Source organism: Streptomyces sp. NBC_01314 (assembly GCF_041435215.1).
In the GTDB taxonomy this organism is placed as follows: domain Bacteria; phylum Actinomycetota; class Actinomycetes; order Streptomycetales; family Streptomycetaceae; genus Streptomyces.
Window position 1 is genome coordinate 3,538,493 of record NZ_CP108394.1, and the last position, 14,046, is coordinate 3,552,538.

13 protein-coding genes are annotated in these 14,046 nt (G+C 70.2%); 2 read left to right on the top strand and 11 right to left on the bottom strand.

The window, feature by feature from the left end; genetic code table 11:
• Positions 1-37: 37 nt before the first annotated feature.
• From smc to OG622_RS15440, 3 genes are all read right to left on the bottom strand, one after another.
• Positions 38-3,658: a chromosome segregation protein SMC gene (gene smc / locus OG622_RS15430; protein WP_371576672.1), complete on the bottom strand. Its 3,621-nt coding sequence runs from the start codon at positions 3,656-3,658 to the stop codon at positions 38-40.
• Positions 3,659-3,879: 221 nt separating this feature from the next.
• Positions 3,880-4,080, bottom strand: a complete 201-nt coding sequence (locus OG622_RS15435; RefSeq protein WP_005479841.1) for a hypothetical protein — start codon at positions 4,078-4,080, stop codon at positions 3,880-3,882.
• A gap of 402 nt (positions 4,081-4,482) precedes the next feature.
• Positions 4,483-4,764: an acylphosphatase gene (locus tag OG622_RS15440; RefSeq protein ID WP_371576673.1), complete on the bottom strand. Its 282-nt coding sequence runs from the start codon at positions 4,762-4,764 to the stop codon at positions 4,483-4,485.
• A gap of 188 nt (positions 4,765-4,952) precedes the next feature.
• On the opposite strand from OG622_RS15440, the gene OG622_RS15445 reads away from it, so the two are divergent.
• Both OG622_RS15445 and OG622_RS15450 read left to right on the top strand, forming a co-directional pair.
• On the top strand, positions 4,953-5,924 hold the full coding sequence (locus tag OG622_RS15445) for a CAP domain-containing protein (RefSeq protein WP_371576674.1): 972 nt from the start codon (positions 4,953-4,955) through the stop codon (positions 5,922-5,924).
• Positions 5,925-6,000: 76 nt separating this feature from the next.
• A complete protein-coding gene (locus tag OG622_RS15450) occupies positions 6,001-6,441 on the top strand; it encodes a winged helix-turn-helix transcriptional regulator (protein ID WP_371576675.1) in 441 nt (146 codons plus the stop codon).
• Here OG622_RS15450 and mutM read toward each other — a convergent pair.
• The 8 genes from mutM to recG all read right to left on the bottom strand — a co-directional run bounded on the left by mutM (position 6,414) and on the right by recG (position 13,951).
• Positions 6,414-7,274, bottom strand: coding sequence for a bifunctional DNA-formamidopyrimidine glycosylase/DNA-(apurinic or apyrimidinic site) lyase (gene mutM / locus OG622_RS15455; protein ID WP_371576676.1), 861 nt, complete (start codon positions 7,272-7,274; stop codon positions 6,414-6,416). The two genes, OG622_RS15450 and mutM, sit on opposite strands and share 28 nt — an antisense overlap.
• Before the next feature lie 245 nt (positions 7,275-7,519).
• Entirely contained in the window at positions 7,520-8,335 is an 816-nt protein-coding gene (gene rnc, locus OG622_RS15460; protein ID WP_371576677.1) for a ribonuclease III, read from the bottom strand.
• A 19-nt stretch (positions 8,336-8,354) separates the two neighbouring features.
• Positions 8,355-8,528, bottom strand: coding sequence for a 50S ribosomal protein L32 (rpmF, locus tag OG622_RS15465; protein WP_007493396.1), 174 nt, complete (start codon positions 8,526-8,528; stop codon positions 8,355-8,357).
• A 2-nt stretch (positions 8,529-8,530) separates the two neighbouring features.
• Entirely contained in the window at positions 8,531-9,178 is a 648-nt protein-coding gene (locus OG622_RS15470) for a DUF177 domain-containing protein (RefSeq protein WP_371584104.1), read from the bottom strand.
• A gap of 131 nt (positions 9,179-9,309) precedes the next feature.
• Positions 9,310-10,389, bottom strand: a complete 1,080-nt coding sequence (locus tag OG622_RS15475; protein ID WP_371576678.1) for a cell division initiation protein — start codon at positions 10,387-10,389, stop codon at positions 9,310-9,312.
• Positions 10,390-10,478: 89 nt separating this feature from the next.
• Positions 10,479-10,958 (bottom strand): pantetheine-phosphate adenylyltransferase, encoded by a 480-nt coding sequence (gene coaD / locus OG622_RS15480; protein ID WP_371584105.1) that lies wholly within the window; start codon positions 10,956-10,958, stop codon positions 10,479-10,481.
• A gap of 26 nt (positions 10,959-10,984) precedes the next feature.
• On the bottom strand, positions 10,985-11,572 hold the full coding sequence (gene rsmD / locus OG622_RS15485; RefSeq protein ID WP_371576679.1) for a 16S rRNA (guanine(966)-N(2))-methyltransferase RsmD: 588 nt from the start codon (positions 11,570-11,572) through the stop codon (positions 10,985-10,987).
• A gap of 171 nt (positions 11,573-11,743) precedes the next feature.
• On the bottom strand, positions 11,744-13,951 hold the full coding sequence (recG, locus tag OG622_RS15490; RefSeq protein ID WP_371576680.1) for an ATP-dependent DNA helicase RecG: 2,208 nt from the start codon (positions 13,949-13,951) through the stop codon (positions 11,744-11,746).
• Positions 13,952-14,046 lie beyond the last annotated feature (95 nt).

Genomic DNA, 14,046 nt, shown 5'->3' on the forward strand with positions numbered 1-14,046 from the left:
GCACGACAAGCCCCCGCCTACCCGCAGACGAAAACGGCTAACGCAACCGCTGGCTGATCACCTTCGACACGCCGTCGCCCTGCATCGACACGCCGTACAGGGCGTCGGCGACTTCCATCGTCCGCTTCTGGTGCGTGATCACGATCAGCTGCGACGCCTCCTGCAGCTCCTGCATGATCCGGATCAGCCGCTGCAGGTTGGTGTCGTCGAGCGCCGCCTCGACCTCGTCCATCACATAGAACGGACTGGGCCGTGCCTTGAAGATCGACACCAGCATGGCGACGGCGGTCAGCGACCGCTCACCGCCGGAGAGCAGCGACAGCCGCTTGACCCTCTTGCCCGGCGGCCGGGCCTCGACGTCGACGCCGGTGGTGAGCATGTTGTCCGGGTCGGTGAGGATCAGCCGCCCCTCACCGCCGGGGAAGAGCCGGCCGAAGACGCCCTCGAACTCCCGCGCGGTGTCCCAGAAGGCTTCGGCGAACACCTGCTCGACCCGTTCGTCGACCTCCTTCACCACCTGGAGCAGATCCGCGCGGGTCTTCTTCAGGTCCTCCAGCTGCTCACTGAGGAACTTGTGCCGCTCCTCCAGCGCCGAGAACTCCTCCAGCGCCAGCGGATTGACCTTGCCGAGCTGCTGGTACGCCCGCTCGGCCGCCCTGAGCCGCTTCTCCTGCTCGGCACGGTGGAACGTCTTCGGCTGGTTGCGGGGGTGCTCCGGGTCCTCCGGCAACTCCTCCCCCTCGGCGGGCGGCGACGGTGGTACGAGCTGGTCGGGGCCGTACTCCGTGATCAGTCCCTCCGGCTCGACGCCCAGCTCCTCCAGCGCCTTGGTCTCCAGCTGCTCGATCCGCATCCGCTTCTCGGCGCCGAGCACCTCGCCGCGGTGTACGGAGTCGGTCAGTTTGTCCAGCTCGGTCTTGAGGTCACGCCCCTCGCCACGGGCCTGCGCGAGTTCCTGCTCCCGGCGTGCCTTGGCGGCGTCGGCGGCGGTGCGTTCCTCCTCCGCTCGGGCGAGGGAGACCTCGACGTGGCGGAGCAGCTGCCGGGCCCCGGACGCGACGGCCTCGGCCACGGCCGCCTCGTGCCGCAGCCGGGCTCTGCGCTGCTCGGCCCGCTCCCGCGCCTCGCGCTCGGCGCGCGCGGCCCGGTCGAGGGAGTCCGCGCGCCCCGCGAGCCCCTTGACCCGCTCCTCGTGCGTCCGCACCTGGAGCCGGGCCTCCATCTCGGTCTGTCGTGCATTGGCCCCGTCCGCCGCGAGCCGATCCCGTACGGAGGTGTCCGGCTCCTCCTCCACGGGCATCTCCTCGGCCACCGCGAGCCGTTCGGCCAGCTCCTCGGCTTCCTGTACGGCCTTGTCGAGCGCCTGCTGGGCGCGTGCCGCGGCAGCCGTGGACCGCTCGGCCTCCCCCACGGCGCCCCTCGCCTGCCCGGCCAGCCGCCCGAGCTGCTGGGCGACCGCGGACTTCTCCCGCTCGGCGGCCCGGCGCCGCTCCCCCAGCTCCTCCACGAGCCCGGCCCGGTCCCGGCGCGACTCGACCGCGCCCTGCTGGGCCTCGGCCAACTCCTCGCACCGTACGGCCAGTTCCTCCAGCTCTGCCGCCGCCTCGTCGACGGACGCCTGCACCTCGAGCAGACTCGGCGCCCCCGCGGACCCGCCGTGCGCGAAGTGCGCCCCGAGCAGGTCGCCTTCGGCGGTGACGGCGGTGAGGTCGGGGCGCGCGTAGACGAGGTCCTCGGCGTCTTCGAGGGTGTCGACGACGACGACGCGGTGGAGCAGGCGGCGTACGGCCGGCATGAGGTCGGAAGGGCCGCGCACGAGGGCGGCGGCGAAGTGCGCGGTGGGAGATGCCGGGAGCGGTCGCCGGTCGGCCGCGGGTTCGTCGTGGCTGCTCACGCCGTTCCCCGCGCCCCTGTCGGGCGCGGGCTGTGACTCCTCCGGCGCCCCTGCCAGCAGCAGCGCCGCCCGGCCCGCGTCCTGCTTGCGCAGCAGGCGGATGGCTTCGGCGGCCGAGGCGGGGGACGTCACGGCGATGGCGTCCGCCGCCGCCCCGAATGCGGCGGCCAGGGCGATCTCGTGGCCCGGGGTCACCGTCAGCAGTTCCGCGGCCGGACCCAGCAACCCGCCGAGCCGGTCCTTCGCGCCGAGCAACGCGCCTGTGCCGTCCTTGCGGCGCAGGCCCAGCGAGAGTGCCTCATGGCGGGCCTGGGTGGCGGCGCGGCGGCGTTCGGCGGCAGTGGCGGCCTCACGGGCCGTGGTGAGAGTGGCCTCGGCCGCGGCCAGGGCGCGCTTCGCGGTGTCGTGCTGTTCGGCCAGTTCGGTGTCGTCGGCGTCGAGGCCGTCGACCTCGGCCTTCAGCGCCTCGTACTCCTCCTGGGCGGTGACCGCACGTTCCTGTGCCTCGTCTCGGGCGGCTGCGAGACGGTCGATCTCGGCCTGGGCGGAGGCCGCGCGGGAGCGGGCGGCGTTGACCTGGCCGTTCAGCCGGGCGAGGCTCTCGCGGCGGTCGGCGATGGAGCGGGCGAGGTCCTTCAGCCGACGTTCCTCGCCCAACAGTTCGCGCTCCAGCTCGGCGCGGTGCTCGACCGTGTCCTCCAGGGCGTGCTCGGCCGCCTCCAGGGCCGCTTCGAGCTCGGCCTCCTGTTCCCGGATACGGGCGGCCTCGCGCTCCATGTCCTCCGGGTCGCGTCCGCGCCGCTCCTCGGGGGGAGCGGAGGTGGCGCTCTTGACCCGGGCGTCGGCCAGGGAGATCGTGCCGCGCACCCGTTCGGCGAGCTGCGACAGCTCGTACCAGGTCTCCCGGGCCCGCTGAAGACGCGGAGCCAGCCGTCGTACCTCGCCCTCCAGAAGCGCCTCCCGCTGGAGCGCCTTCCTCAGCTCGGTCTCGGCGGCCTCCTTGCGCTGCTTCAGCGCGGCCTCGTCGGCGACCTCGGTGCGGAGCGCCGCGTGGAGTCGTACGAGGTCGTCGGCCAGCAGTCTCAGGCGTGCGTCCCGCAGGTCGGCCTGGATGACGGCGGCCCGGCGGGCGACGGCGGCCTGGCGGCCGAGGGGTTTGAGCTGGCGGCGGAGTTCGTCGGTGAGGTCCTGGACGCGGGCCAGGTTGGCCTGCATGGCGTCCAGTTTCCGCAGCGCCTTCTCCTTGCGCTTGCGGTGCTTGAGGACACCGGCGGCCTCCTCGATGAAGGCGCGGCGGCCCATGGGGTCGGCGTGCAGGACGGAGTCGAGCTGGCCCTGGCCGACGATGACGTGCATCTCGCGTCCGATACCGGAGTCGGAGAGCAGGTCCTGGATGTCGAGGAGGCGGCAGGTGTCGCCGTTGATCTGGTACTCGCTGCCGCCGTTGCGGAACATGATCCGCGTGATCGTGACCTCTGAGTACTCGATGGGGAGGGCCCCGTCGGAGTTGTCGATGGTCAGGGACACCTCGGCGCGGCCGAGCGGGGGTCGCCCGGTGGTACCGGCGAAGATGACGTCCTCCATCTTGCCGCCCCGCAGGGACTTCGCGCCCTGCTCGCCCATGACCCAGCTGAGTGCGTCCACGACGTTGGACTTGCCCGAGCCGTTCGGTCCGACGACGCACGTGATGCCCGGCTCGAACCGGAGCGTGGTGGCCGAGGCGAACGATTTGAACCCGCGGAGGGTCAGGGCCTTGAGGTGCACGCCGCCGGACTCTACCTTCCGGCCTTGTCCCACTCCATGAACGCGCGGTTTCGCACATGAACGTGCAGGGCACATCAGACGTTAAAGAGTGTGGGGGATTCGGGAGTTCGGGGGGAAAGAAAGAAGGGACGCCTGGAGAAGGCGTCCCTTGCAGATCTGACAACGTAGCGGCTGACACGAGCGGCCCGACCACTGCTGTCTGTCGTGGTGCGATGCGGTGATCAGGTGAGCGCAGGCTCCGCCTGGCGTGCGTCGAGCTCCATGAGCGAGTCGTGAGAAGCGGCAGCCGTCAGCGCGTCGTTCTCCGCCTGGATTCGTCCGAGTTCGGATTCCAGGTCCTGGACACGCTGCTGGAGCCGTCGCATCTCGGCGAGGAGTCGCGGGTCGGAGCCGCCGACGTAACCGAGAAGCGCCTTTGCCATGATGGATGGTCCTCCACACTGAGTGACCGACCGAAGCGGTGTGGGTCGTGAGGGAATCGCACCCGCGATGCTTGGCACTGTTGAGTTTTGCTGCCGTTCTCCATGCCAAACAGCTAAGGTGCGCGGGGTTGCTTTTAGCGTCTCACCAAAAAGTTTGACGGTCAACACGATCACGCCCCGCATCGGCGGGCACCCCACTGCCGCGCGGCCCTGAGCGGGCGACGCTGCGGCGCTTCCGGGACATCTCCTGGCCGGCGGAGCAAGGGGATCATCCTTTCTTCGGAGCGTGCCACGACAAACCTGTCTTGGCAATCACCTGCACATTTCTGGTTTGTGCATGCTCCTGGCATATGCCGGTGGCGCGCCCCTCCACCCTCGCCCGGCCCGCTGCACTGAAGGGGGTCAGCGAATGGCGAAGCCGTCGTAGCCCCCTCGCGATGTGTCCCAGATCTCGGTGACGCCGTCCACGCGCCCGGGCGTGTCGTCGCCCTGGAGCCACTCCAGAAGCCCCTGGCACGCCTCGCGGGTGCCTTCGGCGACCACCTGCACCCGCCCGTCGGACAAATTGAGAGCAAAACCACTCAGGTCGCCGATCTCCAGCGCCCGAGCCCGGGTGAACCAGCGGAAACCCACCCCTTGCACCCGTCCACGCACCCAGGCGACCAGCCGTACATCCTCACTCATGCCTGCACGCTAACGGGCAATGTCTCTCGGGTCCCTTCCTCCCCTGGCGCCATGCTGTAGCGTCCCCACCCAATGAATCTCATATGAAACTCACTCCTTCGTGTGAGGTTCGTGAAGGCGACGATCACAACGTCGACGAGATCCCCAACGTTGACCGCAGGACACGCAAGGACGAGGAAGGCCAAGACATGGGACGCCACCGACGCTCCGCCGCCGGCCGCGCCGCCAGGGGGGGCCGCGCCGCCGGGGTCACCGACACGGGTTTCGCTCCCGAGGAGCCCCACTACGGTCCCGAGAACCTGTACGGGTTCGCCGCGGTCCTGGAGGCCGACGCCCAGGCCGCCTCGCGCGCCGGCGGTTCGCGCCGCCGTAAGAAGCGGACCGTGACTCCTGTGAAGACCGGCCTCCTCGGTGTCTCCGCCGCCGTCGCCCTCGGAACCGTCGCCGTCGCCACCGGGGTGCTGCCGGGCGGCGACAAGTACGCGGTCAGCGGGGGCAACGCCAACGAGACAGTGGTTCCCGTCGGCTCGCCGACGGGTGCGGCGACCCAGCAGGGCGGTACGGACGGCGCCGCGCAGGAACAGCGCGAGGACGAGTCCACCAGCCGCGACGCCCAGCGCGAGGCCTCGCCGTCGAACAGCCCGTCCCCCTCGGGGAAGCCGCCCGAGAAGCCTTCCGACAAGGCGGGCAAGGACTCCGGCTCGAAGAAGACCAAGACGCCGTCCGCCAAGCCCACCAAGGAGAAGGAGAAGGAGACCACTTCCCCGGTGGAGGTCTCCGTCGAGACCCAGGCCGAGGCCGCGGTCCTCCTCCTGGTCAACGAGGAGCGGGCCAAAGCGGGCTGCAGCCCGGTGGCGGCCGACAGCGATCTGGCGAAGCTGGCCGAGGCTTTCAGCGAGGACATGGCCCTCCGCAGCTTCTTCGACCACACCAACCCCGACGGCGACGACCCGTGGGACCGCGCCGCCGCCCTCGGAATCACCGGCCTGGGCGGCGAGAACATCGCCCGCGGCCAGGCCACCGCCGAGGCGGTCATGGAGGCCTGGATGAACAGCGCCGGCCACAAGGCGAACATCCTCAACTGCGACTTCAAGACCCTCGGCGTCGGTGTCCACCTGGGCGACGGCGGACCGTGGTGGACACAGGACTTCGGCTACTAGACGCCGCCGGGCGCGTTCACTAACCAGGAGTTAGTGCAACCTTCTGGTTAGCGCTGCGCCGGAGTATGCTCGGCATATGGAATCAGCCGCGCACACCGCCGTGACGCCCGCGCAGGCCGCCGCGGGCGCGGACGCCTCGAACCTCGACAGGCTGGCCTTCGACGTGTTCGCCAGGAACTGTCCGTCGCGGGGCACCCTGGAGCACGTCACGGGCCGCTGGGGCGTGCTCACGATCAGCGCACTGCACGAGGGCTCGCTCCGCTTCAACGAGCTGCGCCGTCGCGTCGACGGCGTCAGCGAGAAGATGCTCTCCCAGACCCTGCACGCCCTGGAGCGCGACGGCCTGGTCCATCGCGAGGCCCAGCCCACCAATCCGCCCCGCGTCGACTACACCCTCACCCCGCTCGGCCGGGACGTCTCCGAGCGCCTGCTGTCCCTCATCACCTGCGTGGAGGACCGCATGGGGGAGGTGCTCCGGTCCCGCGAGCGTTACGACGGGACGCGCGGCGCCCTCTGACACGTCGGGCAGAAGTAGCTGGACCGGTTCATCCACGGCCGCCGCCGCATCGGCGTGGCACAGCGGCGGCAGGGCAGCCCCTCGCGGCCGTACGCGTCCAGTGACCGGTCGAAGTACCCCGACTGGCCGTTCACGTTGACGTACAGGCTGTCGAAGCTCGTGCCGCCCACCGCGAGCGCCGCGTTCATCACGTCCCGTACGTGGCTCAGGAGTTCGGTGGTACGGGGGCGGGTGAAACCGGCCGTGGGGCGCTCGTAGTGGATCCTCGACCGCCAAAGCGCCTCGTCGGCATAGATGTTGCCGACCCCGCTGATCAACGACTGGTCGAGCAGGGCCCGTTTGATGGTCGTGCGCTTCCGTCGCAGCGCCTGATGGAAGGCCTCCGCGTCGAACTGCGGGTCGAGAGGGTCACGGGCGATGTGCGCGATGACGTCCGGCAGGCCGTCGGGGGTGGTGTCGTGCAACGACAGTCCGCCGAAGGTGCGTTGGTCGACGAAGCGGAGTTCGGTACGGAGGTCGTCCGCGAAGCGGACGCGGATCCTGAGATGCTTCTCGTCGGCCGCGTCGTGCGGCTGCACGAGCAGCTGGCCGCTCATGCCGAGATGGGCGAGGACGGCGATGCCGGTGTCCTCCACGGGCAGCCACAGGTACTTGCCGCGTCGGCTGGGCTCCCCGATGCGGTGGCCCTTCAGCCGGAGCGCGAAGTCCTCGGGGCCGGCCAGGTGGCGGCGGATCGCCCGTGGGTGAAGGACCTCCACGTCGGCGACCGTCCGGTGGGCCACCCATCGCTCCAGGCCGCGTCGTACGACCTCGACCTCGGGGAGTTCTGGCACGGGGTCCTCCGGACGTGGGGCCTGAGAGCTCTGGGGTGATGTCGGGTGGCGGCCGCAGGTGGTGCGCGGCTGGTCGCGCGGTCCCCGCGCCCCTCAAAAAGCAGGGGCCGCGCCTCGTGCAATTTTTTTGCAGGGCACGGGGAACTGCGCGAGCGACCACAACCCGCACGCACGCGACAACGTACCGAAGCCGCCCCCTCATCCCCTCGCGGGGGGTCTGGGGGCGGCAGCCCCCGGCCGGACCGTCAGGCCGGGCCGGCGTCGGAAGGAGTCTCGGCGGGCTCATCGGGCAGGGCCGCGGCCTCGGCCGCCGCCTTCGCCCGCTCGTCCGCCGCGGAGCGGATCGCGAGCCAGGCGGACTCGGCCGCCTGCTGCTCCGCTTCCTTCTTGCTGCGGCCGGTGCCGGTGCCGTACGAGACGCCTCCGACGCGGGCGGCAGCTGTGAAGGTCTTCTCGTGATCGGGGCCGGTCTCCGTGACCAGGTACTCGGGCACACCGAGCCCTTCGGTCGCGGTGAGCTCCTGGAGACTGGTCTTCCAGTCCAGGCCGGCTCCGAGGTTCGAAGACTTTTCGATCAGCGGGTCGAACAAGCGGTGCACCAGCTCCGCCGCCGAGTCGAGCCCCTGGTCGAGATAGACCGCGCCGATCACCGCTTCGAGGGTGTCGGCGAGGATGGATGCCTTGTCCCGGCCACCCGTGCCCTCTTCACCGCGGCCGAGCCGGATGAAGGAGCCGAGGTCGAGCCCGCGGCCCACCTCCGCCAGCGCACGAGAATTGACCACCGCGGCCCGCAGCTTGGCCAGTTGGCCTTCGGGCAGGTCGGGGTGGGTGCGATACAGCGTGTCCGTGACCACGAGACCCAGGACGGAGTCCCCGAGGAACTCCAGGCGCTCGTTGGTGGGCAGACCGCCGTTCTCGTACGCGTACGAACGGTGGGTCAGCGCACGCACCAGAAGGGCGGACTCGAGCTGGTAGCCGAGCCGCCCTTCCAGAAGCGTGTGGGACGAGGCTGTGTTCTCCGCCTTTTTCTTGGCGTTGGTCTCCGCCTTGGCGTCAGACATAGAGCCTCTCACCAGCCGCTCAGACCTCGAGGACCTGGCGCTTGTTATAGGTGCCGCAAGACGGGCACGCGATGTGCTGCAGCTTGGGCTCGTGGCAGCGCTCGCACGCAACCAGGGTGGGGACCGCAGCCTTCCACTGCGACCGGCGGTGGCGCGTGTTGCTGCGCGACATCTTCCGCTTCGGAACAGCCACGGCTACTTCTCCTGCTTCTCGTCGACGTGCGCTGATGGAAGCGCGCCGCCGCCCAACTCGTCCTTCTCGCCATCTTCGAGTGAACCGGCGAGTCCCTGCAGTGCCGCCCAACGGATGTCGACGGCGTCGTGGTGGTGGTCCGGGTCGTCCGCCAGCCGCGCTCCACACTGGGAGCACAGGCCGGGGCAGTCGTCCTGGCACACCGGCTGCATCGGCAGTGCGAGCACCACCGCATCACGCAGCACGGGTTCGAGGTCGAACAAGCCGTCCTCGATGAAGAGCATGTCCTCGTCTTCCTCGGCGTCGTCGGCCGGCTCCGCTTTGACACGGCCCCGGTCGTCGGCGTCAGGGTACGAAAACATCTCCTGGAATTCCGCTTCGAGCTCCAGCTCGAGCGGCTCCAGACACCTTACGCACTCCCCTTTGGCCTGTGCACGGGCGGTGCCGGTGACAAGCACACCTTCCATGACCGACTCAAGACGGAGGTCGAGCTTCAGCGGGGCGCCTTCCGGCACCCCGACGACTCCCTGGAGCCCGAGGTCCTTGGGAGCGTCGATCTCACGGGTCAGGCGCTGCAGCGCACCAGGACGTCGCCCCAGCTCGTGTGTGTCGAACACGAGAGGGTTACGGTGGTCGAGGCGGGCGTTCAGAGCCGTTCCTGCTTTCGATCTTGAAACTCAGGGGCACTGCCCTTCGGTGTTCCCGGGCAGCATTGACCGCGGACGTACACGCGACCGAAGAGCCAGGATACTGGACCTTTCGCTCTCGGCCCAATCCGGTGTCAGCGACCCTGCTCGTAACGGCGCAACTGCTCCGCCGTGATCATGGTCGTGTCGAAGAGGCTGGTCTCGTCGAGCACGTTCGCCTGCTGCTGCGCGTACCCCTGCTGGTCCTGCTGCCCCTGGTCCTGCTGCCCGTGCTCCTGGTTCGGGTCGTACGTCGGCTGCTGCGGATAGCCGGCCGCGTACGGGTCGGCCTGCTGGTAGCCGTAGGGGTCGGCGGCCTGCTGGGCCGGGGCGTACTGCTGCTGGTAGCCCCCGTACGGATCCTGCTGGTACGCCGTCGTCCGGTAGGCGTCCTGCTGCCCGCCGTACGACTGCTGCTCCGTCACCGGCCGGGCCTGCTGGGCGGGGGCGTCGGAGAGGTCGGCGAGCCCAGCCAGGTAGTCGGCGTCGCTGGTGAGCTGCGGGGAGGTGCCGTCGTCGTTCAGGGCGAGGGTGCCGAGGTCGTCGGTGGCGATCCGGCCGTGGAGCTTCTGGCGGCCTCGGCCGACGGCCTCCAGGGTCTTGGCGAGCACCGCCTCGAAGGCGCCGAGCTTGGAGTCCACGTAGGCGTCGGCGTCGCGGCGCAGGGTCTCGGGGTCGTGGCTGCGCTCGGGGGCGTCCTCGTCCTCGTAGCCCCGCTCGTCGAGGCCGGGGCCCGTGCCGAGGAGCTTCTCGCGGCCGCGGCCCACCGATCCGAGGGTCTTGGTGAGGACGACCTCGAAGTTGGCGAGCTTGGAGTCGACGTAGTCGTCGGCCTCCGCGCGGACGTCCTCGGCCTCCTGGCGGGCCTCGCCCAGGATGCGGTCGGCCTCGTTCTGGGAGCGGCGGGCGACCTCGGTGTCGGAGATCAGGGAGCCGCGCTCGGCGTGCGCGTTCTCGATGATCCGCTCGGCCTCCATGCGGGCCCGCTCGACCATGTGGTCACGGTCGCCGATCAGTTCCCGTGCCTGGGCGAGGGAGTCGGGCAGGGCCGCGCGCAGCTCGTCGAAGAGGGAGAGCAGCTCGGCGCGGTTGACCACGCACGAGGCCGACATGGGCATGGATCGGGCGCCGGAGACCACCGAGACGATCTCGTCGAGCTTCTTCTGAACGTCCACCGTGTGGTCCACCGTGTGCTCGCCACTCTCTACGACTGTGTTGGAGACGGTCGGGTCGACTGTACGGCCAGCGGGGGACGTTCGTCCGCTCAGTCCTGCTTCAGGCGTTCGCCCAGGGCTTCGAGGACGAGCGGGGGCACCAGGTGGGAGACGTCGCCGCCCCAGGTCGCGACCTCCTTGACCAGGGAGGACGACAGGAAGCTGTAGGTGGGGTTGGTGGGGACGAAGAGGGTCTCCACGCCCGACAGGCCGATGTTCATCTGGGCCATCTGCAGCTCGTAGTCGAAGTCGCTGACCGCGCGCAGACCCTTGACGATGGCCGGGATGTCGCGCTGCTTGCAGAAGTCGACGAGCAGGCCGTGGAAGGCCTCCACCCGTACGTTCGCGTACTCGGTGGTGACCTCGCGGATCAGCTCCATCCGCTCCTCGACCTCGAAGAGGCCCTTCTTGGACTTGTTGATCATCACCGCGACGTAGACCTCGTCGTACAACTTGGAGGCGCGGCCAATGATGTCGAGGTGTCCGTTGGTGATGGGGTCGAACGACCCGGGACAGACGGCACGGCGCACTTGGGCTCCCTCGCTCTCCGGTCCGGTCATCGTGCGTCTTCGCACGTAGAGGCGGCGCGACCGTACCAAAACGTTCCCTCGCCGTAGCGACGGGCCCTGATGGCTTCGAAACCGGTCGGCCAGGCGAACTCACCGCCTCTGGTACTGCGCTCCACGGTGACGAGGGCTTCCTCTCCGAGCCAGCCCCCGGTACGGAGTGTGAGCAGGATCTCGCGAAGATCGTCGTCCGAGACGGCGTACGGAGGGTCGAGGAAGACGAGGTCGTACGGCTCGTCAGGCGCCGGGCCCTGGATGATCTGCTCCGCTTTGCCCGGTCTCACCTCTGCGCCGGGGAGGCCGAGCGATCTGACGTTGTCCCGGACCGTTCGGGCGGCGCGGGCGTCGGCCTCGACGAGGAGGGTGTGGCCGGCGCCCCGGGAGAGGGCTTCCAGGCCGACGGCGCCCGAGCCCGCGTACAGGTCGAGGACCCTTTCGCCGTCCAGGGGGCCGCCGAGGAGGGATTGCCAGGTGGAGAAGAGGCCCTCGCGTGCGCGGTCGGAGGTGGGGCGGGTTCCGGTGCCGGGCGGCACCGAGAGACGCCGTCCGCCGGCTCGGCCTGCGATCACGCGGGTCATGTGGGGTCCTTCTTCGTGGGCGGCTGTGCGGTTCAGTCTGGCAGGCGGAGGGGGATGGGTACCTGCCCGCCGTCGGCCGCCGCGGGTTCGTCGTCGTCGCTCGCACGGCTCCCCGCGCCCCTGCGAGCGAGAGCAGCGCGGCTGCCCTCAGCCCCCGTCGCGTACTGCTCCCTAGCCCTTGTCCAAGTACTGCTCCCGCTCCTCGTCCAGAAGCGCGTCCAGGGCTGTCCTCAGACCCGGCAGGCGCTCCAGGTCCGGGTCGGCGGCCACCACCGCCGCCGCTTCCTCCCTCGCCTCGGCGATGATCTCCTCGTCGTCGATGACGGCGAGCATGCGCAGGCTGGTGCGGGCGCCGGACTGGGCCTGGCCGAGGACGTCACCCTCGCGGCGTTGTTCGAGGTCGATGCGGGAGAGTTCGAAGCCGTCGAGGGTGGAGGCGACGGCGTTGAGGCGCTGGCGGGCCGGGCTCGCCTCGGGCATCTCGGTGACCAGGAGGCAGAGGCCGGCGGCGGAGCCTCGGCCCACCCGGCCGCGGAGCTGGTGGAGCTGGGAGACGCCGAAGCGGTCGGCGTCCATGATCACCATGGCGGTGGCGTTAGGGACGTTCACGCCGACCTCGATGACCGTGGTGGCGACCAGGACATGGGTCTCGCCGGCGGCGAAGCGGCGCATCACCGCGTCCTTGTCGTCGGGGTGCATACGGCCGTGCAGCACCTCGACGCCGAGGCCCTGGAGGGGGCCCCTGACGAGCTGGTCGGCGATGTCGAGGACGGCAAGAGGCGGGCGCTTCTCGGCCTCGTCCTCCGGGGACTTCCTGCCCGACTTCTTCGGGTCGTCGTCCTCGTCCCCGATGCGGGGGCAGACAACGTACGCCTGATGGCCCTTCTCCACCTCCTCGCGGACGCGTTCCCAGGTGCGGGCGAGGAAGTGGGGCTTGTCGGCGGCCGGGACGACATGGCTGGCGATGGGTGAGCGGCCGGCGGGGAGCTGGTCGAGGACCGAGGTCTCCAGGTCGCCGAAGACGGTCATGGCGACCGTGCGCGGGATGGGGGTGGCCGTCATGACGAGGACGTGCGGCGGCTGCTTGCCCTTGCCGCGCAGGGCGTCGCGCTGCTCGACGCCGAAGCGGTGCTGCTCGTCCACGACGACCAGACCCAGGTCGTGGAACTGCACCTTGTCCTCGATCAGCGCGTGGGTGCCGATGACGATGCCGGCCTCGCCGGTGACCAGGTCCAGCAGCGCCTGTCGGCGGCCCGCGGCGCCCATCGACCCGGTGAGCAGCACCACCTTGGTGGCGTGCTCGGTGCCGCCCAGCATCCCGCCCTCGGCCAGCTCGCCCATCATCTCGGTGACCGACCGGTGGTGCTGCTGGGCGAGCACCTCGGTGGGCGCGAGCATGGCCGCCTGACCACCGGCGTCGACGACGGCGAGCATGGCGCGCAGCGCCACCATCGTCTTGCCCGAACCCACTTCGCCCTGGAGCAGTCGGTGCATCGGATGCTCGGTGGCCAGGTCGTCGAAGATCTCCCTGGAGACCTTCTGCTGGCCCTCGGTGAGGGTGAAGGGGAGGCGGGCGTCGAAGGCGGTGAGCAGGCCGTCGGGGGCGGGCCGGCGGGCGACCGCGGGGAGTTGGGCGTCGGCATGGCGGCGGCGGGCGAGAGCGACCTGGAGGACGAAGGCCTCGTCCCACTTGAGGCGGTCGCGGGCGCTGTCCCTGTCCGCCTTGGTGTGGGGGCGGTGGATCTTCAGGAGAGCCTCTGGCAGCGATACCAGGCCCCGGCCCTCCCGCAGCGACTCGGGCAGCGGGTCCACGGCCTCCTGCGCACTCGGCAGGACCGTCTGGACGGCCTTGGCGATCTTCCAGGACTCCAGCTTGGCGGTGGCCGGGTAGATCGGGATGAGGGCGCCGGCCCAGGTGTCGACGGTCTCCGTGACGTCGTCGCCGCGCAGCAGCTCGTAGGCCGGGTGGGCCAGTTGGAGGCGGCGGTTGAAGACGGAGACCTTGCCGGCGAAGAGCGCGCGGGTGCCGGGGAGGAGGTCCTTGTGGGGTTTGTGCACGCCGCTGCCGAAGAAGACGAGCTGGAGGCGGCCGCTGCCGTCCGTGATGGTCACTTCGAGGCGCTGGCCCTTGCCCCGGGGGGCCTTGGCGGAGGCGAAGGAGTGCAGGCGGGCGTCGGCGACCTGGGCGACCACCGTGACGTGCTCGTCCATGGGCAGGTCGGCGAGGTGGGTGAGCTGGCCGCGCTCCTCGTACCTGCGGGGATAGTGGTGCAGCAGGTCCCCGACGGTGTGCAGGCCTAGGTGCTCGGCCATCACCTTCGCGGTGGCGGCGCCGAGCGTGTTCTTGAGCGGTTCTTCGAGCGCGGGCACGAGATCCATTGCACACCACGGCACTGACAATCCCGTATAGGTCCTTGAAATCCGCTGGTCAGGCGGGTCGTTCGCGCCTAGGATGACCCACTCCCGGGCCTGGT

Bases quoted from the DNA above. Each gene is read 5' to 3' on its own strand.
- OG622_RS15435 (WP_005479841.1), bottom strand. From the start codon at position 4,080: ATGGCAAAGGCGCTTCTCGGTTACGTCGGCGGCTCCGACCCGCGACTC.
- OG622_RS15440 (WP_371576673.1), bottom strand. From the start codon at position 4,764: ATGAGTGAGGATGTACGGCTGGTCGCCTGGGTGCGTGGACGGGTGCAA.
- OG622_RS15445 (WP_371576674.1), top strand. From the start codon at position 4,953: ATGGGACGCCACCGACGCTCCGCCGCCGGCCGCGCCGCCAGGGGGGGC.
- OG622_RS15450 (WP_371576675.1), top strand. From the start codon at position 6,001: ATGGAATCAGCCGCGCACACCGCCGTGACGCCCGCGCAGGCCGCCGCG.
- rnc (WP_371576677.1), bottom strand. From the start codon at position 8,335: ATGTCTGACGCCAAGGCGGAGACCAACGCCAAGAAAAAGGCGGAGAAC.
- rsmD (WP_371576679.1), bottom strand. From the start codon at position 11,572: ATGACCCGCGTGATCGCAGGCCGAGCCGGCGGACGGCGTCTCTCGGTG.
- recG (WP_371576680.1), bottom strand. From the start codon at position 13,951: ATGGATCTCGTGCCCGCGCTCGAAGAACCGCTCAAGAACACGCTCGGC.